We start from the raw sequence: 24,890 nt of genomic DNA, 5'->3' as shown, positions 1-24,890 counted from the left end.
CGTACTTCATCAACTAGCATCCATCGTATGGATGTTTTCCTTTTCAAAGTAAATAGCAACTTGTTTAGCCTTTAGCTCACGAGCGTATTGTAAGCAATCTAAAGTATTTCTGGCAAAGCGTGAAATAGATTTAGCAATCACTAGATCTATATACCTTGCTTTACACTCTTCAATCATTCGATTAAACTCTCACCGATTCTTCATGTTAGTCCCAGAAATACCTTCATCTGCATAAATATCTACTAAGTATATAGAATTAATTAGTAACATCCATATGCTGTCCCTTTCACGGGAATTCTGCAGCAAAAACTAGGACTTTTTTGGACTTCTATTGTAATTACTTTTATAGTTACTTTTGAATAAACCACCCCGGGTGCAAGTGGGTGCACCTTTTAACGTTAACATCCTGTGCACTCGACCCTACACCATTGACATGTTCCCTCATACAGCAAAATCACGCTCAAAAACCGCGAGAACCCAGCTTAAAGCTGCTTCGCATTAAACCTTTTAACGATAGCCCTCGCAAACCCCTGCTACACAAGGGCAAAATTGCACCCACCTATTAAGCCCTAGACATCAATACGACAGTCTCGACGTGATGAGTGTTGGGATATATGTCGAACGCGCGCAAAGACTGAACGCTGTAGCCAAGCTCCTTAAACGTGCCAACATCGCGAGCAAGACTAGTCGGATCGCAAGCAACATACACAACAGCTCTTGCTCCAGACTTCGCAATCTGCTTACAAACTTGAGCTTTAGCACCAGCGCGCGGAGGATCCAACACAACAACATCTGGATGCGCAAATCGGCGCACAATCTTAGACGACTTACTCGCCTTAAACACCTGCGATTCAAGCGTTTGCGCAACATCACCTTGCAAAGCTTCAACAACATCCCTGCTAAGCCCTGCGCGCCCAATGTTTCGCCTTGCGTTCTTTACAGCAATCGGCGCACCCTCAATGCTAAGCACGCGAGCTGGCTCTGCAGCGCCAGCGAAACCTGCATCACCAGCAGCATCTCCGCCAACATTAGCCAAAGTCGCAAGCGGAATCGTAAACAAACCCGAACCAGAATACAAATCCCACAAAACCGTATTCTTAGTGCGCCCACCAAGCGCAGAACGAACTAACCCCAAAACGTAGTTCACTAAATGCTCTGGAGCTGCGCGGTGAATCTGCCAAAAACCGCGCGCGTCAACATCGTAGTCAAAAGTACGAATACGCGATGAATCGCCAGCAACCGCAACGCGCACGCGCTCGCGCAACAATGCCGATCCTGCAACCAACTCATCATTTACTATAAGCGCATAATTTTCGCCAATCGCACTAAGAAGCGCAGCCTTATCATTAAAATCCAAACCCTCAACCCTAGGCTCTGGAACAGCAAGGCGAATTTGCGCATTTGGCGAGAAAGAACGATTCCACAAGTCCAAAGAATCCGCAACAGCCAAAACCGCGCGCGACGCAAGTGGCATAGTATCAATCGCAATGCGGTCATGCGACTCGCGCTTACGCATAGACAATCGCCCTTCATCATCCGCAACCAACTCCATGCGCGTACGCCAATTAAATCCGTTAAGCTCCTCGTCCCCTGGAATGCGCTCAACACTAACATCGCTTTCCGCAACATCCATATGCGCTAAACGCTGGAATTGATTGGCAATTACGGAAGCCTTCCAACGAATCTGACCAGGCAAAGAAACGTGAATTAAATCCGCGCCGCCAACTCCGCCGCCCTGAGCCAGCGGGCCCGCAAGCTTCCATTGCGGCTCCACACGATCCGCACTAGGCTCCAAAACTTCTACAACTTCGCCAGTAAAAAAGTGCGCTTTTGAACGCATCGGCTCATCCATGCGCACAACAACCAGCTCACCAGGGAGCGCAAATCGCACGAATACAACGCGTCCTTCGAGATGACCTACGCATCTGCCTTGATCCGCATATCTCTCGATTCGCATCGTTACTTGCATGTACTACCCCTTAGTTTTGCGTTTTGTTAAGCTGATTTTTTGTTAAGCTGATTTTGCTTCGCTAGATTTTACTTCGCTAGAATTTACTTCACTCTGCTCTACTTCACTCTGCTCTACTTCTCGATTTTTATGATGAAGACGCATAAATGGCGTTGCAATAATCAAGTAAGAAACCCAAATTGCCAGCGCCCAGAACGGCAATCCCATAAGCAATCGAACAGTGCCAAGCCACACAACGTGATTCGTCAAATATAATGGCACTTGCAAAACAAGCCTCAGCGCAAAAACACCAATCCACAATCCAGTAACATACATGTATGCACGCTTAAGTGGCCTGTAATCAAGCCATTCGTGCAGCCACGCGCCAAAATTTTCCGTAGGCATTTTGCGAATCGACTCAATCACAAGCCCAAGAGCTGGCACGCGCGCAATCAGCGAAATCGCAAGAAGCGCACCATAAACAGCGTTTGTAATAAAGCCCATCATGTAGTAGTCGCGCGCTTGATGACTAGTCCACACCCAAATAAGGCATATTCCAACGGAAACAAGCCCACTTAGCGCGCCCATAATCGACTGACGTTGAATAAGTCGCGCCACCACTTGCAAAACTGCAAGAGCTGCAGACGCAATAACCGTTGTTTGCACGTTTCGCGTTACAACAAAGCAAATAACAAACAGTAATCCTGGAAGCATGGATTCGATTACGCCTCGAACTCCGCCAATGGAGTCAATCACAGAAAACGCTTTTCCTTCGGAACCGATGGAAGCTAAAGAGGCTAATCCTGAGCGTTTTTTGCTGCTCGCATTTTTTTCCAAGACAATATCCTTTGCTACATGACTTTTGCTAACGACTTTTGCTATTCAACTATTCGACTTTTGCTATTCGACTTTTACTATAAAGCTTTACTAACGAACTTCAGAGAACATTGGACCGCGAGTTAGCGTAGTTTTGACTTCTACCTGCTGATCTGCGCCAAGCGGACCCTTTGGACGGCCTGGAATTTCACCAGAATCACCAGCAGAATCGCCAGAACCACCATTGTCAGAATCTCTAGGAACCGAAACATCATGCATTGGAATCATATCTCGAGGAGCTAATGGCTCACTGCCTCGGTCTACAACAATGTCGCTAAACCACTTGTTAAGCAAAACTGCTTCATCACTCGCCTTTTTTGCATCACCAGCAACCGAAGAATCGCCAGCAGCTACACCAGAAAAAACTCCGCGAAGCATCCAACGCGGACCGTCAACTCCAACAATTCGCGTATCTACAGTCTTATCTTCAACTTTAACTGGTAATATAATCTCTTTGCCAAAAACGCCATTCACTTCCCTGGCATCAGAATTCCCCTTAAGCAAATCCGCGCGAACTTCGTTCCAGATTCCTTCTGTTTTAGGAGCTGCAAACGCTTCAACTTCTACACTAGAAGACCTATACGTAACTGTTATGCCAAGAACTTGGTTAGACTCGCGCTGCTTTTTTACGCGCAACTCTATTCCTTGCAAATACGGAATACGAATAGCTCCGAAGTCAATATATGTACTTAAATCAGGAACTTTTTCGTCTGAAATATTCCAAGGACCTCTAAGATTTCCTCGACCCAAATACGTGTCTGCGCTGTATCCGCCTTCAATAAGCTCGTTTAAGGCCGAATTTTGGGATTGCAAATCCGCAAGATTTCCAGCATTTTTACTATCAGCTTTAGCCTTGCGCTTCGACTTAAACCATCCCATGATTCCTCTTTTCTAACGGCCAATGCCACTTTTACTCAACTTCACAAGATTACCACAAGCAAAGCAAAATCACACATTGTATCTTATGCTTAGCGCAGCATGGTCCGACCAACGCGAATCGTAGCTTGGCGCGCGATCAATCACGAATCCGCAAGCAGTTTCCGCAAGCTCTGGAGTAGCAAATTGATAGTCTAAACGCCATCCAACATTGTTATCAAAAGCCTTGCCGCGCTGACTCCACCACGTGTATGGCCCTTGAATATTGCCAGCAAGCATTCGCATAACGTCTACAAATTCATACTCGTTAATCCAGCGGTCGATGTACGCGCGCTCCTCTGGCAAAAATCCAGCACTTTTCTCATTCGCTTTAGCGTTTTTAATATCAAAAGGGGTGTGTGCAATATTAAAGTCACCACACAAAATCGCCTGATTTCCGCCACTTGCAGCAATATCTCTAAGCTCCCCTAATCGCGTAAGCATAGTGTCTAAAAAGCGGAATTTTTGATGCATTTTCTGCGGATCGTCAACATTTCCAGCGTGAACATACACGCAAGCAACCGTAATATCATACCCTTCAGGCGTATGAACGTCGGTTTCTATCCAGCGGCCAGAATCCACGTCTTCGCTTAAACCAGGCAGGCCATAGCGCTGACTTACAACTGGCAAAGATGTTACAAGCGCTACTCCAGCACGCCCTTTTATATCGCAAATCTGATTTGTAACGCAAAATTGTTTGTCATTTTGCACAGATTCATCTTGCACAGATTCATCTTGCACAGATTCACCACTTTTAGACGCATACAAATCCTTGATTTTACCCATAATCGGGTCAATCGCATCTTGCGGAGCGCGAACCTCTTGCATACACCACACATCTGGAGTGTGATTTTGCACCCAATCAAGCATCCCCTTGCGCTCTGCAGCGCGAATACCATTCAAGTTTGAAGTTGCAATAGTAATCATAAAATCCACTCTAATCGAATATGCATATTACAAATGAATATTACAAATGAATATTACAAATGAATATTACAAATGCATATTACAAAATAACGAATAATTGTATATTTATATCAATAATTGTATCTTTGCGCGCAGCTTTGCTACAGATTTTCAACTACCGTGACGCAACAGAAAGCATCCAATTTGCACGATTTTCCGCTTCTTCGTTAGAAACACAAACCATAAGCACGGTATCATCGCCAGCAACCGAACCTAAAATCCCCTTTAACGGCTGTCTATCAATAACACTAGCAACATATTGAGCAGCACCCGAAGGAGTGTGAATCACAACAATATTATTAGCAAATCCAACTTCTGTAATAAGACCAGAAAGAGTTCTTGCAACTTGCTGATCAATCCTAACCGTATCCATTGCGTGACGGTTGCCAGTTCCATCTCCCAAGACGTACGCAATTCTGCCATCTGTAAGACGAATTTTAACAGCATTTATCTCGTCTAAATCGCGACTCAGAGTTGCTTGAGTAACATCAAAACCATTACGAGCCAAAACAGCAGCAAGCTGCGATTGAGAAGTAATAACCTCGCTTAAAAGCGCCTGCTCAATCGCGTTTAATCGCGCAGCCTTAGTTGCAGGACGCTGTTTGCCAGCAGAGTCATTATCATCAAAATTCCCAAAATTCTTCTTTGCATGAACCATAGCTGACAAACCTTTCTAAAAAAACTATTCCAATCTAATATACATGTATATATGCATAACTTTCCGTATATTTACCAAGATTGGCCAATATTTACTAATATATATTGATCTTTATTAATATTTGCATATTGGATATAACGAATATACTGGATAAAAATCACAATAAAATCACAATAAAAAATGCGGCCAAACAACTAAAGAATAGTTATTCAGCCGCATTAATCAAAAGCTAATTCACGATTTTACACGCGCAAAGTTGCATGCAAATCTTTAGCCGCTTTTGTAATTGCTTCTCGAACAGCTTCCATTTCTTCGCCAGAAAGCGTACGATCTGCAGCTCTAAAAGTCACAGAATAAGCAAGAGAGCGCAAACCATCTGAAAGCTGCTCGCCTTCATAAACATCGAACAACTCTATAGACTCAAGCAAATCGCCAGAAGCTTTAACAATAGCTTTCTCTAAGTCGCTAGCACTCAAAGAAGAAGGAGCAACAAACGCAAAGTCCTGTTTAACAGGTGGGAATGTAGAAACAGGCTTTGCTTGAACAGGCTTAACTTGCATAGCATTAAACAATGCGCTCAAATCAAGCTCGAATGCTGCAGAATGCTTTGGCAAATCCAAATTCTCATTCACGCTAGGGTGAAGCTCGCCAACAATGCCAATTTCAACATCGTCGCCGCCATCAACAGCAACAAACACTTTGGCAGTACGGCCTGGATGCCAAGAGGCAGGAGCATCGTTTGCACTAAGCTGACAAATCTTAAAATCAACGCCGATGCGCTTTCCTAAACGCTGAACAGCTTCTAGAGCATCGCTGTAATCAACGTCTCGATGCGTACCAAGCCAGCCAGTTTCTTCTGCTTTACCAGTAAAAAGCGCTGCAACATGCAAAGGCTGCTTAGGCAAACCTGCATCCAAAGCTGCAAGCTGAGCATCCGTAGGTCGAACCGAGCCAGGCAAAGCAGGAATTGCAGGAGCATTAGGATCTGCAAAATACACGTGGCCAAGCTCATAAAGCGAAACATTGCTCAAACCGCGGCGAATATTTCTGCGAACCGTTCCAGCTAAAGTGGTAAGAACATTCCTGCGAAGCCAAGGACGATCGCCAGCCAAAGGATTTGCGATTTTTACGCTAATTTTAGCAACAGAATCAACGTCTTCGCGGAAAGCATCAAAATCTTCCTTACCAACAAATGGGTAGCTCAAAGATTCAACCAAGCCCATTTCTGCAAGCTCATAAGCAATAGCTCTACGAGTTGCTTGTTCCTGCGTTAAACCAGTTTTGCCAGTAACAGGAACAGCTGGAACCTTAACAGGAATTTCATCGTAGCCAACCAAGCGCGCGATTTCTTCAACCAAATCGCATGGATCATTCAAGTCTGGGCGCCAAGTTGGAGGCAAAACAGAGAACGAACCATTTCCGCCGCCAGCAACCGAGCATCCAATATCCGTAAGAATATCGCTAATGCGGTTCAAATCAATGCTTAATCCAGAAACACGCTCTACCTCGCTAGCTTTGAAAACAATAACGTTTCTATCAACAGTATTGTTTACGTCTGTAGGCGTATTAGAAGGCTCTCCAGAGCCAAGCTCGCTAAGCATTGTAACAGCCATTTGCGCAGCTGCAGGCTGAAGCTGAGTATCTACTCCGCGCTCAAAGCGGCGAGAAGCCTCGGTTGGAAGCTTGTGTCTACGAGCTGTACGAGCAATAGAAACGGGATCAAAGTGTGCAGCTTCAACAAGAATATTCTTTGTTTCGCTCGTCACTTCTCCATACATTCCGCCCATTACGCCAGCAAGTCCAAGAACACGCGAACCGTGATTTCCCTTTGGAGAATCGCAAATAAGCAAGTCCTCAACGTTAAGCTCTCTATCTTTGCCATCTAAAGTTGTTAAATGCTCCCCAGCTTTAGCGCGGCGAACAACAATAGGACCTTCAATCTTATCTAAATCATAAGCGTGAAGAGGCTGACCCAAGTCAAGCATTACGTAATTTGTAACGTCTACTGCAAGAGATATTCCACGCATTCCAGCGCGAGTCAAACGCCTACGCATCCAATTAGGGCTTGCGGATTGTGGATTAAAGTTTCTAACTACACGCGCGTAGTATCGATCGCATCCAACAACACCATGAATAGGGTTTGTATCTTCAATGCTAACTTCAATATCTGTAGACGCGTTTTCAACAGAAACTTGACTTGCCTTATTATTAAGTTCCACTACAGGATCCGTGTATGCAGCACCAGTTGAATGGTGATATTCGCGCGCAACACCCCTGTACGAGAACGCGTATCCGCGATCAGGAGTGATGTTAATCTCTAGCAAAGGCTTGTTTAAGTGAAGAAGCGACATTGCGTCATCTCCAGGCTTTAACGCCTCATATTCTGCTTTAGAGAATCCATATTCGCGAAGCAAAATAATGCCATCGTGACTATCTCCCAACCCAAGCTCGCGCTCGGACGCGCACATTCCATTAGAAATGTGGCCGTAAGTTTTGCGAGGCTCAATCTTAAAATCGCCAGGCAAAACAGCGCCAGGAAGAGTTACAACAACCTTTTCTCCAGCAGCCATATTTGGAGCACCGCAAATAATTCCACGAGGAACCTTATTGCCATTTTCGTCTACCTCGTTGTATTTATCTCCAACATCAACATGGCACCAATTAATAACCTTGCCATTCTTTTGTGGCTCTGGAGTAGCATCAACAACGTAACCTACAACAATAGGACCTGTAACTTGAGAATCGTGAATCTCTTCTTCTTCTAAGCCAACTCGCACCAAATCTTTAGCAAGCTGATCATAAGTCAAACCTTCTGGCACTTCAACATGATCTTTAAGCCAGTCAATATCTACCATTGGCATGAGTTACTCTCCCATCACAAACTGTTCTGCGAAGCGCTTATCGCCTTCAACCAAATCGTGCATATCGTTAATATCGTGACGAAGCAGCAAAGTGCGCTCCAAACCAACACCGAAAGCAAATCCCGTATAAACATCTGGGTCTAAGCCTGCAGACTTAAGAACGTTCGGGTTAACCATTCCGCATCCGCCCCATTCAATCCAACCTGGGCCGCCCTTTTTATCTGGGAACCAAAGATCCAACTCTGCGCTAGGCTCCGTGAACGGGAAGTAGCTTGGACGCAAACGGCTTTTTGCATCTGGGCCAAACATTGCAACAGCAAGGCGATCTAGCACACCCTTTAAATCTGCCATGCTTAAGTACTTATCTACAGCCAAAGCTTCGCATTGATGGAAGACTGGCGTATGCGTTGCATCAAGCTCATCCGTGCGGAACACGCGACCTGGGGATGCAATGTACAGAGGAACGCCTCTCTCAATTAACGCGCGAACCTGGTCGGAAGAAGTTTGCGTACGCAAAACCATGTTAGATCCAACAAATCCTGCAGCATCCTTTGCTTGATTTCCTTGCACGTAGAAAGTGTCTTGCATTTGGCGAGCAGGATGATCTGGACCAAAGTTCAATGCATCAAAGTCGAACCACTCTGTTTCAACTTCTGGACCTGCAGAAATCTGCCAACCCATAGACACAAAAAAGTCTTCAAAATCTTCAATAATACGCGCAATCGGATGGCGAGCGCCAAGCGGCTTACGATTTATTGGCAAAGTCATATCGACTGTTTCTTTTTGAAGCATGTTTGCTTCTTCTAGAGCTTTAATACGCTCTTGAGCCGCTGCAAATTCCCTACCAAAATCAGCACGCAAAGCAGACATTACTTTGCCAGCTTCTTTCTTTTCTTCTACTGGAAGACTTCCAATAGCTTTGCTAGCAAGTGTCATTGCAGACTGAGCGCCAGCATACTTAGTTTTTGCCGCTTTTAAATCTTCCATTGTTTTAGCGGCTTGAACACAAGCAATGCCCTCTTTTACTACCTTTGTAATTGACTTTGCGTCAAATGGCTGACTCTTTGCCACAGCACCCTTCCTATCCGTGTATGCGTACTTTTGTGAAGCATTCAAAAAACGTCTCAAATCCCCATTTTTCGCTCATGACTAGACATAGCCAAGCCCATTAGCATTACCGCTGCACTGGTTGCTAAGTTCATTGATTCTGCTTTTCCGTAGATTGGTATTACCGATATTTCGTCTACTTTATTTAAGACTTCTTGCGGCAATCCTCTGGCTTCGTTTCCAAATAATATTGCGACATTAGAGGTGACATTATCGGCGATATTAGACTCATTTCTAAACGAATCTAAAACACGCGCAAACGACTTTGGCTTTTTATTTTCCGTGCCATAAATATCAGCAGCAATCACTTTAATCTTTGCATTTTTTGCCCAATCAAACCATTCGTTTTCGCTCATTTTTACTACTGGCAAGTGGAATAACGATCCTGCACTAGATCGAACAAGCTTTGAGTTAAATCGGCTTACGCAATCGTCAACAAAAACAACAGCATTGCATCCAGCTACGTCTGCAACGCGAATAATCGCGCCAGCGTTGCCTGGATCTCTTACTTGCCAACATGATGCAATTAATATGTTTTTGTTTTTGCAAGATTTAGTATCATCGCTGCTCTCTAGCCCAGCTTTATTAGCCTCACTAATCTTATTAAATTCTTTACTAAATTCTTCGTCTAAAACCTTAGAATCACAAAGCGCAACAATCCCCTGGCAATCCGTGCTGATTTTTCGCATAACTTCTGCCGTTGCAGGATGAACATAGCAATTATTTTTTAATGATTCGTCAACGATTTTAGCGATTACTTCTATAGGGCCACCATTACTCGTGACGCCACTATAACTACGATTACTGCCACTATTAACAGCATCTTGCAAAACATAAATGTCTAAAATCGATTTACGCGCGTACCTTACAGCTTCCCTAACGCTTTGCGGGCCTTCAACTAAAAAGCGCCCATCCACTCGCGATTTTGCGCGAATTATTGCACAAATGCGCTTAACGCGATCGCTATGCGCGTTGTCTATTAACTCTTTTAACGGCATAATATCACTCTACTTTACATGTATTTACATTTACATGTATTTACAACACACGTAACTGTTGCAATACAAAACTACTCAACAAAACTACTCGTGATGCTCCGACGAACTTTGAGTAGTATAGCCCTCTGGCTCCAACTGGAATGTTGTGTGCGAAACAGAAACTGGAAAATGCTCACGCAAACAATCTTGAAGCTGGCTTAAAATATCTGCACACTGCCCCATCGTCAAATCGCGCTCAACAACAACATGCGCCATAAAAATAGGCATTCCTGTAGAAACAGTACTTGCATGCAAATCGTGAACAGCAAGAACGTGAGGAACGTGCTCAAGATGGTCACGAACTTTTTCTATATCCAATCCTTCTGGAGTTTGCTCAAGCAAAACTTTTACAGCATTTTTAAGCAAGTGCAACGCTCTAGGAATCATCAAAATTGCTATAATTCCGCCAGCTACAGCGTCGAAACCGCTCCAATTTGTAGCTATCATAACTAATGCAGAAACAACTACTGCTACAGAGCCTAAAGCATCGTTCATAACTTCCAAAAACGCTGCTCGCATATTCATATTGTCTTTAGATTGAGAAACAAGAATTATAAGCGAAGCAATATTTGCAAGAAGACCTAGAATACCAAAGAAAAGCAGCTGACTTACACTGTGAATTTCATTATGACTTGCGCCAAAAAGACGCATCCCCGACTCCACAATCGCATAAACGCCTACAAAAAGAAGCACAAGAGCGCCAGCTGCAGCAGTAATCACTTCTAGCCTTGCCCACCCCCAAGTGCGCTTTGCATTAGGCTTTTTGCGCATTAAAATCGCAGTAACCGTAGATGCAGCTAAAACGGAAATATCCGTTAGCATATGACCAGCATCAATCAGCAAAGAAATCGAATTAGTTAAAATAGATCCGATTACTTCTGCCAAAAACACAATTGACGTTAACGCTAGTGATAGCGAAAGCTTATGCTGATGCGCGTGACTTGCGCTAATAGCATCTTGCAAAGAAGCGGCATTAGTTCCAGAAGTACTTAAATCATTCTTCTCTAAGATTTCACTGGAAGAGTTTGACAAATGATGATTATTCACACAAATCTCCTATGTTCATACAAATAAGTATCTCGATATCGTTTCTCAATATCATTCCCAATATGCCTTATACGCAATGAACCCCAGCCTAAGCTAGGGTTCACGCATAAACATCTAAAGATTAATTATCTAAAAACTTATTCTATTATTACTATTCGACAATTAACGCGCCAAGATGATGAGAAGTTGATTCAGCAATCAAATCATCTTTAAAATTACCATTATCCGCCGCGTCGATTATTTCCATAGCATCGTCAACAACATTTGATTTCAAAGCATTAATCCAATGAATACGCGAGTCTCTTCCAAACCAGCCCATTTGCTTGCGTGCAAGTCGCCTAGTTTTTTGCGCAATATCGTCAAATGCTTCGTCTTCACTACACAAACCGTCTAAATAGTCCATTATTTGCTTGTATCCCAAAGCCCTTATAGCAGTAACACCAAGCTTTGAGCGAATCTCTTTAACTTCGTTTACAAAACCCTGCTCGCGCATCATTTTTGTGCGAAGATCCACTCGTGCATCTAAATCTTCTCTACTTAAGTCCAATCCGATTTGCACGCAATCAATCAAATACTTGTATTTTGGCAAAGTTGCAGAATACGGTTTGCCTGTTAGCTCAATAACTTCTAGCGCGCGAATTGTTCGGCGCGAATTTCTTGGATCCATATTTTTAGCTGCAACGGGGTCTAGCTTTTGTAATTCTTCAAAAAGCGCCATTGCTCCTTGCGATTTTTCGCGCTCTTCCAAAGCTTTGCGAACATCAGGATTTGTGCCAGGAAAAGTTATATCGTCTACGGCAGCGCGAGCATATAGACCAGATCCTCCAACAAGAATCGGGCGAATACCTTTTTCTTGCAAATCGCGTATGCATTGCCTAGCAAGCGTTTGAAACTTTGCAACGCTCATTACCTCTTGCGGGTCAATAATGTCTATTAAATGGTGCTTAACCGCGCTTTGCTCTTCTTTAGTGGCTTTTGCTGTACCAATATCCATGTAGCGGTACATTTGATATGCGTCTGCGTTAATAATTTCCGCTTTTACACCACGTTCAGCAAATTTCTTTGCAATCGCAATACCAAGACTCGTTTTGCCAGATGCTGTTGGTCCTACAATCGAAATCACTTTCGGCGGTTTGCACACAATGCGCTCCTACGTAGCAAATTTAAGCTAATAAAATTTAAGCTAATAAAATTTAAGCTAATAAAAATAGACTTACTTCTTCTTAGCTTTTTTAGACTTTTCCGCAAGCAATCTAAGAGTATCTGCAGCTGCTTCTTCTGGAGCATGAGTATGGTGTTCCTCGTCTCCAGGCAAAGGATTAGCATATCCAAGATTCACATTAAGCAAACGTTCTGCTTGAGTCTCGTCAATCTTTTCCGATAATGCGATTTCCGATATAAGAATACTGCGAGCGCGCGCAAGCATGCGCTTTTCTCCAGCAGAAAGTCCGTGTTCATCAACGTCTCGCTGCGACAAATCGCGAACAACTTCCGCAATCTTATTAACATCGCCCGTGGCAATTTTCTCAACGTTAAGCTTGTATCTTCTAGACCAATTCATTTCTTTTTCAATGATTGGCGTACGCAAAATCTCAAAAACTTTAGCAACTTCTTTGGCGCCAACAATGTCTCTAACGCCAACTTTTTTAACATTATCTACAGGAACGTTAATCTCTAAACCATCTGAAGACAATACGACTAAGCGCAAATATTGCCTAGTAACACCCTTAACAGTACGTTCACTAATTTCCTCGACTCTAGCCGCACCATGACGAGGATAGACGACCATATCGCCGACTTGATAACCCACAGAACCCTCCGTATGCACAGAAAAACTCATTTCAGTTTCCCATAAGGCAAAGACTTGAACGCTTCTAAATTATTTTTTTGACTTATTAGTCAAACTTTGCTCAAAACACACAAGACATACGCAAATAATGTTGTATGATAGACAACATGAGTACAGTATCTAACATCAATGAAGATGCAATCGCAGTTGCCGTTCGTCAGGACGTGCTTGCTGCGGTGAGCAATGCAGAATATTACAATCCTCACGAGGTCCTTGGTGGACATCTCGGAACTGGCAATGGCGCCGGTACTGCCACGGTTCGCGTTTTACGACCAATGGCCAAGAAAGTAACAATTCTCACTAAGAGCGGCGAATACGAAGCTCAGAACGAATACAATGGCATTTTTGTTGCCACTATTCCTGCAACTAAGCACGCTAAAAGCAAAGAATGGTCTGTTCCTAGCTACCGCATTCGTACCGTAGAAGTAGACGGCACAGAGTCTGTAGACGACGACCCATACCGCTACTTGCCTCAAATCGGCGACATGGACATGTACCTGTTTGGCGAAGGCAGGCACGAAAGACTTTGGGAAGCACTTGGCGCTCATGTTAAAAGCATTACTGATTCTTGGGGTCTTGTAAGCCCAGAAACAGGCAAAATGGTTAAAAAAGTTACTGGAACATCCTTTACTGTGTGGGCTCCAAATGCTCGCGCTGTAAGAGTTGTTGGCAACTTTAACTATTGGAATGGCCGCCGTCACGCAATGCGTTCACTTGGCTCTAGCGGAATTTGGGAGCTTTTCATTCCAGGAGTAGGCGCAGGCGAGGTTTACAAGTTTGAGATTATGACTCAAGCTGGAAACTGGATTATGAAGGCAGACCCAATGGAGCGCTCGCACGAAGTTCCACCTAACACTGGCTCTGTTGTTGTTGACTCCGACTTTAAGTGGCACGATAGCGAATGGCTTGAGCATCGCGCAAAGACGAATGCGCACGATGGCCCTGTTAGCATTTACGAAGTTCAAGCAAATAGCTGGAATCGCGATTACGACAATTATCGCGAGCTTGCAGATCACTTGGTTGATTACGTTCAGCAAGAAGGCTTTACTCACGTTGAGTTTATGCCTCTTACACAATATCCATTCTCGGGATCTTGGGGATATCAAGTTACTGGCTATTATGCTGTTGATTCCAGACTTGGAAGTCCAGACGACTTTAAGTACTTAGTAAACAAGCTCCACAAGGCTGGCATTGGTGTGATTATGGATTGGGTTCCAGCACACTTCCCTAAGGATGACTTTGCTTTGGGCAGATTCGACGGCACTGCGCTTTACGAAGACCCAGATCCACTTCGCGGCGAGCACCCAGATTGGGGAACGTACATATTTAACTTTGGCAGACACGAGGTTCGCAACTTCTTGGTTGCTAACGCGTGCTTCTGGCTTAGCGAATATCACGTTGATGCTTTGCGAGTAGATGCCGTGTCTTCTATGCTCTACTTGGATTACAGCCGCGAAGCTGGCCAATGGCGTCCAAACATGTATGGTGGACGCGAAAACCTTGAAGCTATTGACTTTATTAAGGAAGCAAACGCTACTGCATACAAGAATAATCCTGGAATTATGATGATTGCAGAAGAGTCCACTGCATACCAAGGCGTTACTGCTCCTACAGACATGGGCGGCTTAGGCTTTGGCTTAAAGTGGAACATGGGCTGGATGCACGACACTTTGCAATACCTTAAAGAAGAACCGATTAATCGCCGTTGGCATCACAACGAAATCACATTCTCTATGGTTTACGCGTATTCCGAGCATTACGTGTTGCCTCTTAGCCACGATGAAGTTGTGTATGGCAAGGGATCTCTTCTTGGAAAGATGCCTGGAGACGAGTGGCAACAATTTGCTGGCCTTCGAGCGCTCTTGGCGTATCAATGGTCTCACCCAGGAAAGAATCTTCTGTTTATGGGCGGAGAAATCGGCCAGTCTTGCGAATGGAACTTCAACAATTCGCTTAATTGGCACGAGCTTCAATGGCCATTCCATCAAGGAGTTCAAAAGCTGGTTGCAGATCTTAATGCTTTGTATAAGAGCTCTAGGGCATTCTGGAGCCAAGACTTTACGCCAGACGGATTCCAGTGGCTTACTAGCGACGATTCCGACCACAATACATTAAGCTACATGCGAATCGGAGACAACGGCGAAGAAATCGTTGTTGTTGTTAACTTCTCTGGTCAAGCTTGGCAAGATTACCAAGTGGCATTACCTAAGGGCGGAAAGTGGCAAGAGATTCTTACTACAGACGACGCTAAGTATTGCGGATCCGATATTCACAACGGCACATTTACTGCTGCAGCCGAAGAGTATCATTCCAGGCCGTATTCTGCAAGGATTACTGTTCCAGCACTTGGAGCTGTATTCCTTAAGCCACTAGATTAAGTTAATAATTAAATAGCTAAAAAGGAATCTAAACTAGGTAAAATGTTGGACACTCCATTACAAACAAGTGCTCCTCGAACAATTCTTGTTGTAGAAGACGAGCCAGATTTAGCTACAGCTATAGCACAAAGAATTGCTGCTAGAGGTTGGAAAGCTAGAGTTGTTTGCGATGGAGTGTCTGCCGTTAAAGCAGCGTTAAGCTTAAAACCAGACCTTATAATCATGGATATTATGCTTCCGCTTATGGATGGCATAGAAGCAACGCGAAGAATAGTATCTAAATGCCCGATTCCTGTTCTTATGCTTACAGCAAGAGACTCAGAAGCAGATAAGTTGGCTGGACTAAGCGCAGGAGCAGACGACTACGTTACAAAGCCATTCTCCCCTAGAGAGCTTATTGCAAGATGCGGTGCGCTTTTAAGAAGAGTTGAGCGCGCTGCAATAATAGCAAAAAGAGAACAATACAACACTTTAATTAAGTTTGGAAACTTGATTATTGACACAAAGCAGAGACTTGTTACGATTGGCGAAAAAGCAATCCACTTTACGCCTACAGAATTTTCTTTACTTACGACTTTTGCAAATCATCCTCACGAAGTGTTAAAAAGAGAAACGCTTTTAGAAAAAGTCTGGGATTGGCCAGATGCTTCGGGAACGCGCACAGTTGATTCCCACGTTAAATCTTTAAGACATAAGATTGGATCTGATTGGATTCGCACAATACATGGAGTAGGCTACGCTTTTGAGCCACCTAAAGAAGATTATGAGCCAGAATTTGATTCTCAAAAATAGCAAAGATCATAAGAACATAAAAAATAGCAATCTGCTAAAGCGTTCATTAAAAAATTCAATGAAGAATACTCTAAAAAGCCCACTAAAAAACCCACTGCCTCATCCTAAAAGCGCAATAGGATTTTTTACGTCATTAAAAGGCGAATTGTCTGCGATTATTGTTTTTGCAACCGCTATAGCATTTGTTATGGCATGGTTTTTACTAAAAGTTGGATTAAGTGGTTGGATTGCAATGCCACTAACTCTTGCAGTTGCATTAGGAATAACATACGCGTTTTCTAGAGGATTAACTTCCCCACTTAGACAAATGCGCGATGCTGCAGAAACGATGGCAGATGGCGACTATTCTGTGCGTGTTCAAATCGAAAGCAGAAAAGACGAAGTTGGAAAACTCACTCTTGCTTTTAACGAGATGGCAGAAGAACTAGAGCACGCAGACAACATGCGCCGAGACCTTATAGCAAACGTTAGCCATGAGCTTAGAACGCCTGTTAGCGCTTTGCAAGCAATGGTAGAAAACCTTGCAGATGGCGTTGTGGAGCCAACGCCTTCCAATATGGAAGCAATCGTAAATCAAACACATAAATTAGCTGATTTAATCACTTTTCTTCTTGACTTATCTAGAGTAGAAGCAGGCGCAGAAAGCCTTGTTATTACAAGCTTTGACTTTAAAGACTTTATTAACAACATTGTAGAAACAGTAAAAATCGCAGACGCGGGTCACAATCACAGCATAAGTCTTAATATTGAGAACAACATTATGCTTGTTGGAGACAAAAATCGCCTATCTCAATTGTTTACAAACGTAGTATCTAACGCAATCAAACATTCTGCAGACAACACTAAGATTCTTATAAGCGCTAAGTCGAATCACGAAAAAAATATTTTAGTTTGCAATGTTATTAATTTTGGAACACAAATTCCTGAAGAAAATCGAGCAGACATTTTCCGCAGATTTGTTAAGGGAAATCAAGGAATGGGAACAGAGTCTGGAGGAACTGGATTAGGACTTTCTATTGCAAGATGGGCTGCTCTGCTTCATCACGGAAACATTAGAGTTGTAGACGATAAGCGCGGAGTTAATTTTGAGATAACATTGCCGCTTACATATAGCGAATAGAAAGATTGCGCAAACTTTAATAGCATAATCGCGCAAGGCTCATAATCATGCAAGGCCCATAATCACGCAAATCTAAGAGTATAAAACGCTTTCTTTAGACCACACTCCAGCCAGCGCAAAACACGCAAAAACAGCAACACCGCTTTTATTTAGCTCTTTAACACAGTTTTTTAGCGTAGACCCCGTGGTAATAATGTCGTCTATAATAATCACTTTGCACCCGCTTTTAATGCCCTTTACGTTTACAGATAAACCTTTAGACGTGCGCAAAGACCTTTGCCTACTCCCACTTGCTTGAACCGATTTTCCCCTTACATTAATCATTTTAATTGCTTTAACAAAAGTAGCATCAATACCTTGTTTTTTAAGACTTTTAACAACATTTTTAGCTATTGGATCCATATGACTTCTGCCGCGCTTTCTTTTAGATGCAGAAGACGAAGGAACTGGAATAATGGCCACTTTGCTTGAGTTTCCAACAACACTAATAATCAAGCTAAAAAGCAAGTCCGAAAAAGGCTTATCTAAAAGTTGGTTTCCATGATCTTTCCATTGCAAAATACACCTTCTTACAGCCCATCCGTATGTTGCACAAGAATAAATATTTTTGCAAAACACTCCGCTAAACGGATCCATATGCCACTTACTAAACTTTGATTTGCATTCGTTGCAAAGTACGCAATCTGCAATTGAGCAGCCAGCACAAGAAATTGGAAAAGCAAGATTAAGAATGGTCTTAAGCAAATTTACCCAAGAAACGTTGGAAATAAGCCGATTTTGTTTGCTTTTGTTAAGGTTTTTGTAAATCATAAAAAGACGATAGCAATGCTAAAAACAAATAGCAATAAAATTAGAGCAATGTGGTTAAAGGCTTTTTACTTAAAACTTTACTTAAGACTTTCTAATAGCTTAGAGCACAATTCAAAAGTGTTATTAGGGTTTTTTACGCAAATCGCAAGAGCTCCTGTTAAAGAAGTTGGGTAATCGTTACCACCTTTATACATACGATCTCCCACAAAAGCAACAGATTTTAGCGAAATTTCGCAAATACTACAAAGAGAATCAAGAGCATAAGCCTTGTTGTTTCCTTTGCAAACAATATCAACACTTGTCTCTCCGCCAGCTCGCACAGAAAAGTCGGGCAAATATGCAGAAATTTGTTCAGCTAGCTGCTCCTTTAGCTTGCCGCTAGGATCCCAATTCTTTTTAAGTTCGATTGGAGCAAGCTGCCCTAGTGCAGAAAAAGTGATTTGAGTACCACGATTTTCTATTTGACTACCCCAAAGGTCTTTGTCTCCAACGCTTTTTAGTAATCCCATTTTTTTAGCGCAATCTTTAACAACGCAAATAATTCGATTTGCGTCTTTTACGGAAATCGTGTGAGAATACACGCATTTAAGACTGCCATCAACAATTCGATAATAGCTTGTTCCATTAGTTGGCATAATGTGAAAATTGTCTAAATTCGTAGAAGCAGGCAAAACGCTTAGAACTTGACTTTTAACAAGTCGCAAGTCTCCACCAGTAATTAGCGCAATTGGCATTTTATTGATTAAATCGCCAAAAACCTTGCACATTGGACTAGTCATAGGCTTTTTAGAACATGCAAGAGTGTTGTCTAAGTCAAAACCAATAAGCGAACACAAAGCAAGACGCTCACAAATCCCCTGCTCATTGTACTCATGAATATTTGGCTCCAACGCTTTCCTCCTGTACAAACTGTGCAATTCAAGTATTCCATATTATCAACATATTTACTACACCGTTTTGTGTTTGCATATTAATCAAATGCCCTAGCGTACAAATAAAGTTAAGTGTATGACGTCTTTAGTATGGGAACAAAAAAGATATAGAAACCGCCACGGACGCGGCATGCGTGCGCCAATGTTTGGCACGCGACTTCCTAGATACAGAACAGCCAGCGGAATGTTCGATTCAATGGTAGCAGCTCAAATTAGAAGACTTAACAGTGCTTGGTCAAATCTTATAAAAGACGTTCAATTTGCTGTAGAAGATGTTCCTCCAAGCCAGCCAGTTTTGTGGGAAAGTAATAAAAGAATAATGTCTCAAGCTTTTCCTGCATCTAAAGGAATACCACAAAGAATAGTTTTATACCGGCTTCCACTATGCACACACGTTACTAGCAGAGCGGAGCTTCAATACGCGATTAGAGACGAAATAGTGCAACGTTTAGCAGAATTGTACGGAAGAAGACCAGAAGAAATCGACCCAGATTGGGGATTGTAAATAACAGCCTAAAAAGCCCTAAGTCTACTTTACAATCGAAGGATTTGAGCGAACTTTAACACTTATACTGTTAGGGTCAAGCGACTTAGAAGGAATCCATGCAACGCTTGCAAAACCAGCGTCGTTTACTGCTTTTGATTGAATCCTAGACGCAAACGAAACGCCAGACTTAGACTTAAGAGTAAACATAACAGCTTTAGGATTAATATCTTTCGCTAAAATCGTGGAAACAGTATAAGACTTAACTTCAATAGTCTTAGACACTACTTTTAAGCCAGAAGAATCGTAAGCACTAAGCTTTACATTGGCATTATCAACAGATCCGTTTGCAATATGCAGCGAAGTTTCGTCTGCAGAAAATGGGGAAACAAGCGCACTATTTGTAATAGAACGAACTGAATTAACAAAAGCAATATCGCTTTGACCATCTTTGCCACTTTTTTCAACAGAAGACATAGCAAAAATCGGAACGCTACTTTGCGCAAAAATCGCCCCAACGCCCTTAGGTACTTCTGGTAAATCAACAACTTGAATTTGTCTTGCACTAAAATCTACTTGCTTTATGCTCTTTTTTCCAGAATCATCAAGCCAATACAAATCGACTTTTCCGCTTTTATTAGACCAAATATAAGCTTTAGCTTGATCACCCTCAATAACACCTGGCAAAACAGGCTCTAAAGATGCTGATTCTTGCGGAGAAATAACATCCACGCCTTTAGAAACAAGACCAGATGAACGAATAAACTTAACGAACGACGAAACTGGAGCCTGTTCGCTTAAAACTTGAATATAAAGGCCATCCGACTTTTCTGCAGCTGCAGAAATGTTAAAGTAAGCGTCACTATGCGCTGGAACAGTAAAAGTGCTTCCTGTAGAAAGATTTAGTTGCGCGCCCGATTTATTAGTTGACCACGCTTTAACGCTTACAACAGTAGGCTTAGACGAAAGATTAACAGAGTTTAATCTTACAGAAACACCTTCCGCTATTCTTGGAATAATAAAGTTTTGGCGCATTGAAGGAGATACGCAAGAAGTGGCCGATAAGCCTTTTAAGTCGCCGTTTTTAGCCCAAGATGCAACAGATGCAGCAGACCCAGTTCCAGATTGCGCACTTAAAAGACTACTTTCCAAAACTTGAGCGTCTTTATCTACATTACTTTCTGCAAAATAAGCTCTATCTTGGCTTTCGCTTGAATCACTAGGATCACTAGAAGAACTAGAAGGATTGTTAAAAGATTTGTTAACTAAATCTTTAGAATCGCCAGCATATTTTATGCCATTAAGAGTGGACTTGTAAACGCTTCCAAAAGACGCATATCTGGATACTGACTTTAAGTCTCCTTCGGATTCTTGAAACTCGCTATCGCCATATTTTGCTGAATCTGGTAGAGCTATTCTGCTAGGGCAAACTGTTTGCAAATTTGTAGAACCAACACGCTTTTCTACGCTTCCAATAGGAAAAATCGGGTCGTCTGTTAGCTGTTTTAGTGGGCATACGCAAGACGCAACAACTGCACAAGAAACCAGTATTGCTGCGCTTAAAATAGACAAAGACCACAGTTTGAATCTTCTAAAACGAACAGAAGCGCTAATCGAAGCAGCATCTTGTGCATGACGATGACTATTTTTAGAATTCGTATCTGACTTCATTAATCTACCTGCCATTTATCCGTCTAATCAATCATAGCTTCTAACTAATCATCCTAATTATTCACGCTCTAATTATTCACGCTCTATTACGTTATTGCTGTTAAAACGAGGCAAAGCAACCAGGCAATACAATAGCAGCACTAAAGCAAAAACAACAATCCATGGAATTCTCCAGGAAAGTGGGCGCGAATGGCTATAAATCGAAGTTTTAGAAGAAGACATGTCTGCTACATCGTCGAATCTGCAATACGTTCCATGACTAGATGAAACAACAAGCTGAGTTCCTTCCGAAGCGTTTACGTTTGCAATCAACTTTTCTGTTGCGTCTTTATTTGCGTCTCCTTCTAATCCAATAATTGAATTATTAGCCGCTAAATTATTTTTGGCTTTAGAATCATTAACAATGTAAATTCCGCCAATACCAAGCTGCTTTAAGGTTACAATCGACTCATCGCTTGCGTGAGAAAGAAGCTTAGAAGCCGCGTAATAAAGCGTATTTGTGCTAGGAGAATGCCCGTATAAAACATCTCTAACTTGCAAAGATGGAGATAAGTCAACTAAATCGCCACGAGTGGTACGCATAAGCGAAATATTCAACTCACGACTATTCACAGCTTTAATCGCAAGAACGCGATTTGCACTATTCTTATTCAAGTAGTCCGAAACAACCATCGGCAGGCCACTATCGCTTGCGTAAACGGATGTTACAGGTCCGCTAATAATCGCAAATAATCCAAGCAAAACAGCAACAGCAAAAATTCCAAAAGCTAAAATTCCTCTTGCAAGATGAATAATCTTTTTCATCATTGCCTTAGCAGAACGATTCATAGCTGCACGCTTAGAAACGCGCGTAGTATAATCGTCTGGATTATTGTCTTGATTAGCAGAATTAGATTTTCGCAAAGGCTCAAACCTACGAACAGCTTTTCCTGCAACCATGCACATGCATGCAAGAACACCAAGTGCGCTTAAGCTTACGCCTGGAAGAACACTTGCGCTAATAGGACCGTCAAAATCTGAAGCAACAACAACGCGGCAAGCGACTAAAGAAAGCGCCATTCCGCTAACTATTACAACCCACATCATTCTTGAAGCTCTTAAAGCAAAAGGAAGAGCAAGCGCGCATAAAGCCATTAATACAGCTAAGGCTGCAAACACAATCATGATTATTCCGCGAAGTTGCAAAATTAACATTGAACCCGAAGAAAAATGATTCAAATCAATGTTAAACGCTCGAAGCAAAACATCTATATAATTACTAGCCCTAGGAGCACCATTTATTTTTTGAGAAGGCAAAGCCATACTAGCAAAAATTTGACGCCACATTCCAGTTCCAAAATAGCGCACAACGCTACCAAGCGTTGGCAAAAGAACCAAAACAGATGGAACAGGCATTAGCGCAAGCATAAAACGATGCGAGCGCACCATAATTATTGATGCAACAAAAATAACAAACATTGGCAGCAAAAGCTGAGGACTTGCAGCAAGGGGAACCATAAAGCACAAAGATGCGCAAGCCGCGCTTTGGATTGACGCAACTGGAACAACAGGGTCTTCTGTAACGTACATTCCTACAGCGTGGAAAGCGAATGCAAATGCAGCTGGCAAAAATACCATTGTTAGAATCATTGGCAAATCGCCTCTAGCAAAAACGCCAAAAGCCATCGCAATCATTGTCCAACAAAGACCAGAGCACACTCGCACAATGTCTGATCTAGTAAACACGCCTGCTAGCGCCCAAAAACTTAGAAGCATTGCAGGAGCAGCAAGGAAAAATATGGCGTTTATTGCAGCTAACGTATTTCCACCAAACACAATGGAAGCTAGCATCCAAATTATAAGAAGCGGAGATGGAGGAAGAGGAGACGCAAAACCGTCGTCTGGAATATATGCTCCAATCGCAGCATTAAATAAATCACTAAAACTTGTTCCAGTAGAAAGAAGCTGGCTTGAATAAAGCGAAGAGCCAGAAAGAATCTTGTTAATCGGCGCTCCGTAAAGAAGTATTACGGTTGCAAAAACAAGAAGAGATGCACAAATTGCTGCGCTCCATCTAAACAAAACTCTTCTATGCAAGTGTTTTCTTGCAAGTGGACTTAAAATAACACCCTTTTTTTGAGTCTTAAAAGCAATAGTTTTGTCTTTCCAACGCGTAATTTGGCTACGACTTGCTATAAGAGAAGTGAGTCGTTTTAATGAAACTTTTGAAACTCTAGACACTCGTCTTCTTGCAAAAATAGCGCTAGGTAATTGTGCTAACGCAATCCAAGGAAGCATAAGACGCATAAACGCAACATACGGCTGCTTAGCAAACAAAGATTGAAGTGCGCGGATTATTGACATTGGAACAGTGCAAAGCCAAATAAGAGGCCACATAATAACGCTAATATCTGTATACATGTATCTTTGCTTTGCCATAATCGAATAAGCTAAGCCGTAGCAAACATTGGTTTTTTCTGCATCGCGCTCTTCGCCGCTCCTAGTGCGAAGACCATCAAAACGCGCTCTTCTATGCGCAATTCTAGCTTGCGGAACAACAACAACTCGCCCACCGCTTAAAACGACTCGCCTACAAAAATCGTTAGACTCTTCAAAAGTGGTAAGCCAAGGCTGAGTTCCTCGCATTGTCTGCCAAGTGCTAAGCGAAACTAAAGCGCCTGCAAGAGAAACAGAATAAACGTCTCCCCTAAAATCGTATTGCTCTTGATCTGGCTCGCCTTCTACGCTAAGTGAATGCACTTTATGCTTCCACGCATACATGCCAACGTTATGAAGAATTTTTCCTTGCCAATCAACTTGTTTTGCACCAAGAACGCAAGCTGTTGGAGTGTTTCGCCAAGTCTCTCTTAAAGCTTCCAAGCATTTTGAATCGCAAGGTTTTGAATCGTCGTGCAAAAGCCATAACGACTTAACGCCTTGCAATGGCAAAAGTTTTCTTAAAGACTTTTCTACAGCATCTCCAAATGATTTTGCAGACTTAATTGGAAGAATAACAACTTTTACTTGCTTATATTGTTTGTAGGAATCAGTGTTATATCCATTAGCGTACCCATTGGCATACTCGTTACTGTACAACTGATTACTGTTGGAAAAATCTGCACTAGAAATTAATCCCGATAATTGAGTTGGCTCTATTTGAACGTTAAAAGACTTTACTAACTCTTTTTGTGTTCTACTAGCACAATCAGCTACAACAATAGTTCCAGGAAGAACACTTTGATTTATAACCGCTTGCAAAGTTTCTTCGTAAAACCGCGTATCTTGCTCAACGCTCATTATTGAAACAATAGAAGAATCAACCTCGCGAGGCTTTATTCTATTCATAGCAGAAAAGACTTGTAAAACATCGTTTTCAAAAGTGCAAGTTTCAGCGGTTATTGAATCCATACATAACAGTTTACGCAAGGGGTATGTATTATGCATGTTAAAATCTCAATAG

Annotated in this window: 20 protein-coding genes; 4 read left to right on the top strand and 16 right to left on the bottom strand. The window is 42.4% G+C overall.

All coding sequences use genetic code 11. The annotated features are described in order from the left end of the window. Positions 1 to 9 precede the first annotated feature (9 nt). The 12 genes from NYP65_RS00255 to NYP65_RS00200 all read right to left on the bottom strand — a co-directional run bounded on the left by NYP65_RS00255 (position 10) and on the right by NYP65_RS00200 (position 13,225). Positions 10 to 177, bottom strand: a complete 168-nt coding sequence (locus NYP65_RS00255) for a recombinase family protein (RefSeq protein ID WP_004574620.1) — start codon at positions 175 to 177, stop codon at positions 10 to 12. 385 nt (positions 178 to 562) lie between these two features. After that, positions 563 to 1,969 (bottom strand): class I SAM-dependent RNA methyltransferase, encoded by a 1,407-nt coding sequence (locus NYP65_RS00250; protein WP_473410438.1) that lies wholly within the window; start codon positions 1,967 to 1,969, stop codon positions 563 to 565. A 42-nt stretch (positions 1,970 to 2,011) separates the two neighbouring features. Then, a complete protein-coding gene (locus NYP65_RS00245; RefSeq protein WP_353938824.1) occupies positions 2,012 to 2,785 on the bottom strand; it encodes a DUF3159 domain-containing protein in 774 nt (257 codons plus the stop codon). Positions 2,786 to 2,875: 90 nt separating this feature from the next. Further along, complete coding sequence (locus NYP65_RS00240) at positions 2,876 to 3,703, bottom strand: DUF3710 domain-containing protein (RefSeq protein WP_473410437.1); 828 nt, start codon at positions 3,701 to 3,703, stop codon at positions 2,876 to 2,878. A 69-nt stretch (positions 3,704 to 3,772) separates the two neighbouring features. Then, positions 3,773 to 4,666 (bottom strand): exodeoxyribonuclease III, encoded by an 894-nt coding sequence (locus NYP65_RS00235; protein WP_473410436.1) that lies wholly within the window; start codon positions 4,664 to 4,666, stop codon positions 3,773 to 3,775. 154 nt (positions 4,667 to 4,820) lie between these two features. Beyond that, a complete protein-coding gene (locus tag NYP65_RS00230; protein WP_016797133.1) occupies positions 4,821 to 5,363 on the bottom strand; it encodes an arginine repressor in 543 nt (180 codons plus the stop codon). A 242-nt stretch (positions 5,364 to 5,605) separates the two neighbouring features. Beyond that, positions 5,606 to 8,224 (bottom strand): phenylalanine--tRNA ligase subunit beta, encoded by a 2,619-nt coding sequence (gene pheT / locus NYP65_RS00225; protein ID WP_422112712.1) that lies wholly within the window; start codon positions 8,222 to 8,224, stop codon positions 5,606 to 5,608. Between the two features lie 3 nt (positions 8,225 to 8,227). After that, positions 8,228 to 9,295 (bottom strand): phenylalanine--tRNA ligase subunit alpha, encoded by a 1,068-nt coding sequence (gene pheS / locus NYP65_RS00220; RefSeq protein WP_473410435.1) that lies wholly within the window; start codon positions 9,293 to 9,295, stop codon positions 8,228 to 8,230. A gap of 53 nt (positions 9,296 to 9,348) precedes the next feature. Next, entirely contained in the window at positions 9,349 to 10,329 is a 981-nt protein-coding gene (locus NYP65_RS00215) for a TrmH family RNA methyltransferase (protein ID WP_410294037.1), read from the bottom strand. 84 nt (positions 10,330 to 10,413) lie between these two features. Beyond that, the gene (locus tag NYP65_RS00210; RefSeq protein ID WP_016797139.1) at positions 10,414 to 11,415 is read right to left on the bottom strand and encodes a cation diffusion facilitator family transporter; all 1,002 of its coding nucleotides are present in this window, start codon (positions 11,413 to 11,415) and stop codon (positions 10,414 to 10,416) included. Positions 11,416 to 11,566: 151 nt separating this feature from the next. Next, entirely contained in the window at positions 11,567 to 12,556 is a 990-nt protein-coding gene (miaA, locus tag NYP65_RS00205) for a tRNA (adenosine(37)-N6)-dimethylallyltransferase MiaA (RefSeq protein WP_032816129.1), read from the bottom strand. A gap of 72 nt (positions 12,557 to 12,628) precedes the next feature. After that, positions 12,629 to 13,225 carry a CarD family transcriptional regulator gene (locus NYP65_RS00200; protein ID WP_128813736.1) on the bottom strand — a complete coding sequence of 199 codons (597 nt, stop codon included), beginning with the start codon at positions 13,223 to 13,225 and terminating at the stop codon, positions 12,629 to 12,631. Positions 13,226 to 13,371: 146 nt separating this feature from the next. On the opposite strand from NYP65_RS00200, the gene glgB reads away from it, so the two are divergent. The 3 genes from glgB to NYP65_RS00185 are packed head-to-tail and all read left to right on the top strand — an operon-like array spanning position 13,372 to position 17,554. After that, positions 13,372 to 15,642, top strand: coding sequence for a 1,4-alpha-glucan branching protein GlgB (glgB, locus tag NYP65_RS00195; RefSeq protein WP_473410434.1), 2,271 nt, complete (start codon positions 13,372 to 13,374; stop codon positions 15,640 to 15,642). Positions 15,643 to 15,684: 42 nt separating this feature from the next. Next, positions 15,685 to 16,434, top strand: coding sequence for a response regulator transcription factor (locus NYP65_RS00190; RefSeq protein ID WP_004131998.1), 750 nt, complete (start codon positions 15,685 to 15,687; stop codon positions 16,432 to 16,434). Continuing rightward, positions 16,406 to 17,554: a sensor histidine kinase gene (locus tag NYP65_RS00185; protein ID WP_115761585.1), complete on the top strand. Its 1,149-nt coding sequence runs from the start codon at positions 16,406 to 16,408 to the stop codon at positions 17,552 to 17,554. Before NYP65_RS00190 ends, NYP65_RS00185 begins: the two co-directional genes overlap by 29 nt. Before the next feature lie 72 nt (positions 17,555 to 17,626). On the opposite strand, the gene NYP65_RS00180 is transcribed toward NYP65_RS00185, so the two are convergent. Both NYP65_RS00180 and NYP65_RS00175 read right to left on the bottom strand, forming a co-directional pair. Beyond that, positions 17,627 to 18,364 (bottom strand): ComF family protein, encoded by a 738-nt coding sequence (locus tag NYP65_RS00180; RefSeq protein ID WP_101889416.1) that lies wholly within the window; start codon positions 18,362 to 18,364, stop codon positions 17,627 to 17,629. A 77-nt stretch (positions 18,365 to 18,441) separates the two neighbouring features. Beyond that, complete coding sequence (locus NYP65_RS00175) at positions 18,442 to 19,254, bottom strand: HAD-IIB family hydrolase (protein ID WP_473410433.1); 813 nt, start codon at positions 19,252 to 19,254, stop codon at positions 18,442 to 18,444. A gap of 118 nt (positions 19,255 to 19,372) precedes the next feature. Here NYP65_RS00175 and NYP65_RS00170 point away from each other — a divergent pair, with 118 nt between their 5' ends. Then, entirely contained in the window at positions 19,373 to 19,801 is a 429-nt protein-coding gene (locus NYP65_RS00170) for a metallopeptidase family protein (RefSeq protein ID WP_004131993.1), read from the top strand. A 24-nt stretch (positions 19,802 to 19,825) separates the two neighbouring features. Here the strand turns inward: NYP65_RS00170 and NYP65_RS00165 are convergent, their stop codons facing one another. Beyond that, positions 19,826 to 21,451 (bottom strand): DUF5719 family protein, encoded by a 1,626-nt coding sequence (locus NYP65_RS00165; RefSeq protein WP_473410768.1) that lies wholly within the window; start codon positions 21,449 to 21,451, stop codon positions 19,826 to 19,828. 72 nt (positions 21,452 to 21,523) lie between these two features. Beyond that, complete coding sequence (locus NYP65_RS00160; protein WP_415691502.1) at positions 21,524 to 24,838, bottom strand: glycosyltransferase family 2 protein; 3,315 nt, start codon at positions 24,836 to 24,838, stop codon at positions 21,524 to 21,526. Positions 24,839 to 24,890: the final 52 nt, after the last annotated feature.

It is taken from the genome of Gardnerella sp. c12Ub_1, assembly GCF_055804375.1.
This window is presented reverse-complemented; position numbering and strand designations above follow the sequence as displayed.

What these genes read in the sequence shown, in the direction of transcription:
- NYP65_RS00255 (WP_004574620.1), bottom strand. Translation starts at nt 177, where the DNA reads ATGATTGAAGAGTGTAAAGCAAGGTATATAGATCTAGTGATTGCTAAA.
- NYP65_RS00250 (WP_473410438.1), bottom strand. Translation starts at nt 1,969, where the DNA reads ATGCAAGTAACGATGCGAATCGAGAGATATGCGGATCAAGGCAGATGC.
- NYP65_RS00240 (WP_473410437.1), bottom strand. Translation starts at nt 3,703, where the DNA reads ATGGGATGGTTTAAGTCGAAGCGCAAGGCTAAAGCTGATAGTAAAAAT.
- NYP65_RS00235 (WP_473410436.1), bottom strand. Translation starts at nt 4,666, where the DNA reads ATGATTACTATTGCAACTTCAAACTTGAATGGTATTCGCGCTGCAGAG.
- NYP65_RS00230 (WP_016797133.1), bottom strand. Translation starts at nt 5,363, where the DNA reads ATGGTTCATGCAAAGAAGAATTTTGGGAATTTTGATGATAATGACTCT.
- pheT (WP_422112712.1), bottom strand. Translation starts at nt 8,224, where the DNA reads ATGCCAATGGTAGATATTGACTGGCTTAAAGATCATGTTGAAGTGCCA.
- NYP65_RS00215 (WP_410294037.1), bottom strand. Translation starts at nt 10,329, where the DNA reads ATGCCGTTAAAAGAGTTAATAGACAACGCGCATAGCGATCGCGTTAAG.
- glgB (WP_473410434.1), top strand. Translation starts at nt 13,372, where the DNA reads ATGAGTACAGTATCTAACATCAATGAAGATGCAATCGCAGTTGCCGTT.
- NYP65_RS00190 (WP_004131998.1), top strand. Translation starts at nt 15,685, where the DNA reads ATGTTGGACACTCCATTACAAACAAGTGCTCCTCGAACAATTCTTGTT.
- NYP65_RS00185 (WP_115761585.1), top strand. Translation starts at nt 16,406, where the DNA reads ATGAGCCAGAATTTGATTCTCAAAAATAGCAAAGATCATAAGAACATA.
- NYP65_RS00180 (WP_101889416.1), bottom strand. Translation starts at nt 18,364, where the DNA reads ATGATTTACAAAAACCTTAACAAAAGCAAACAAAATCGGCTTATTTCC.
- NYP65_RS00170 (WP_004131993.1), top strand. Translation starts at nt 19,373, where the DNA reads ATGACGTCTTTAGTATGGGAACAAAAAAGATATAGAAACCGCCACGGA.
- NYP65_RS00165 (WP_473410768.1), bottom strand. Translation starts at nt 21,451, where the DNA reads ATGAAGTCAGATACGAATTCTAAAAATAGTCATCGTCATGCACAAGAT.
- NYP65_RS00160 (WP_415691502.1), bottom strand. Translation starts at nt 24,838, where the DNA reads ATGGATTCAATAACCGCTGAAACTTGCACTTTTGAAAACGATGTTTTA.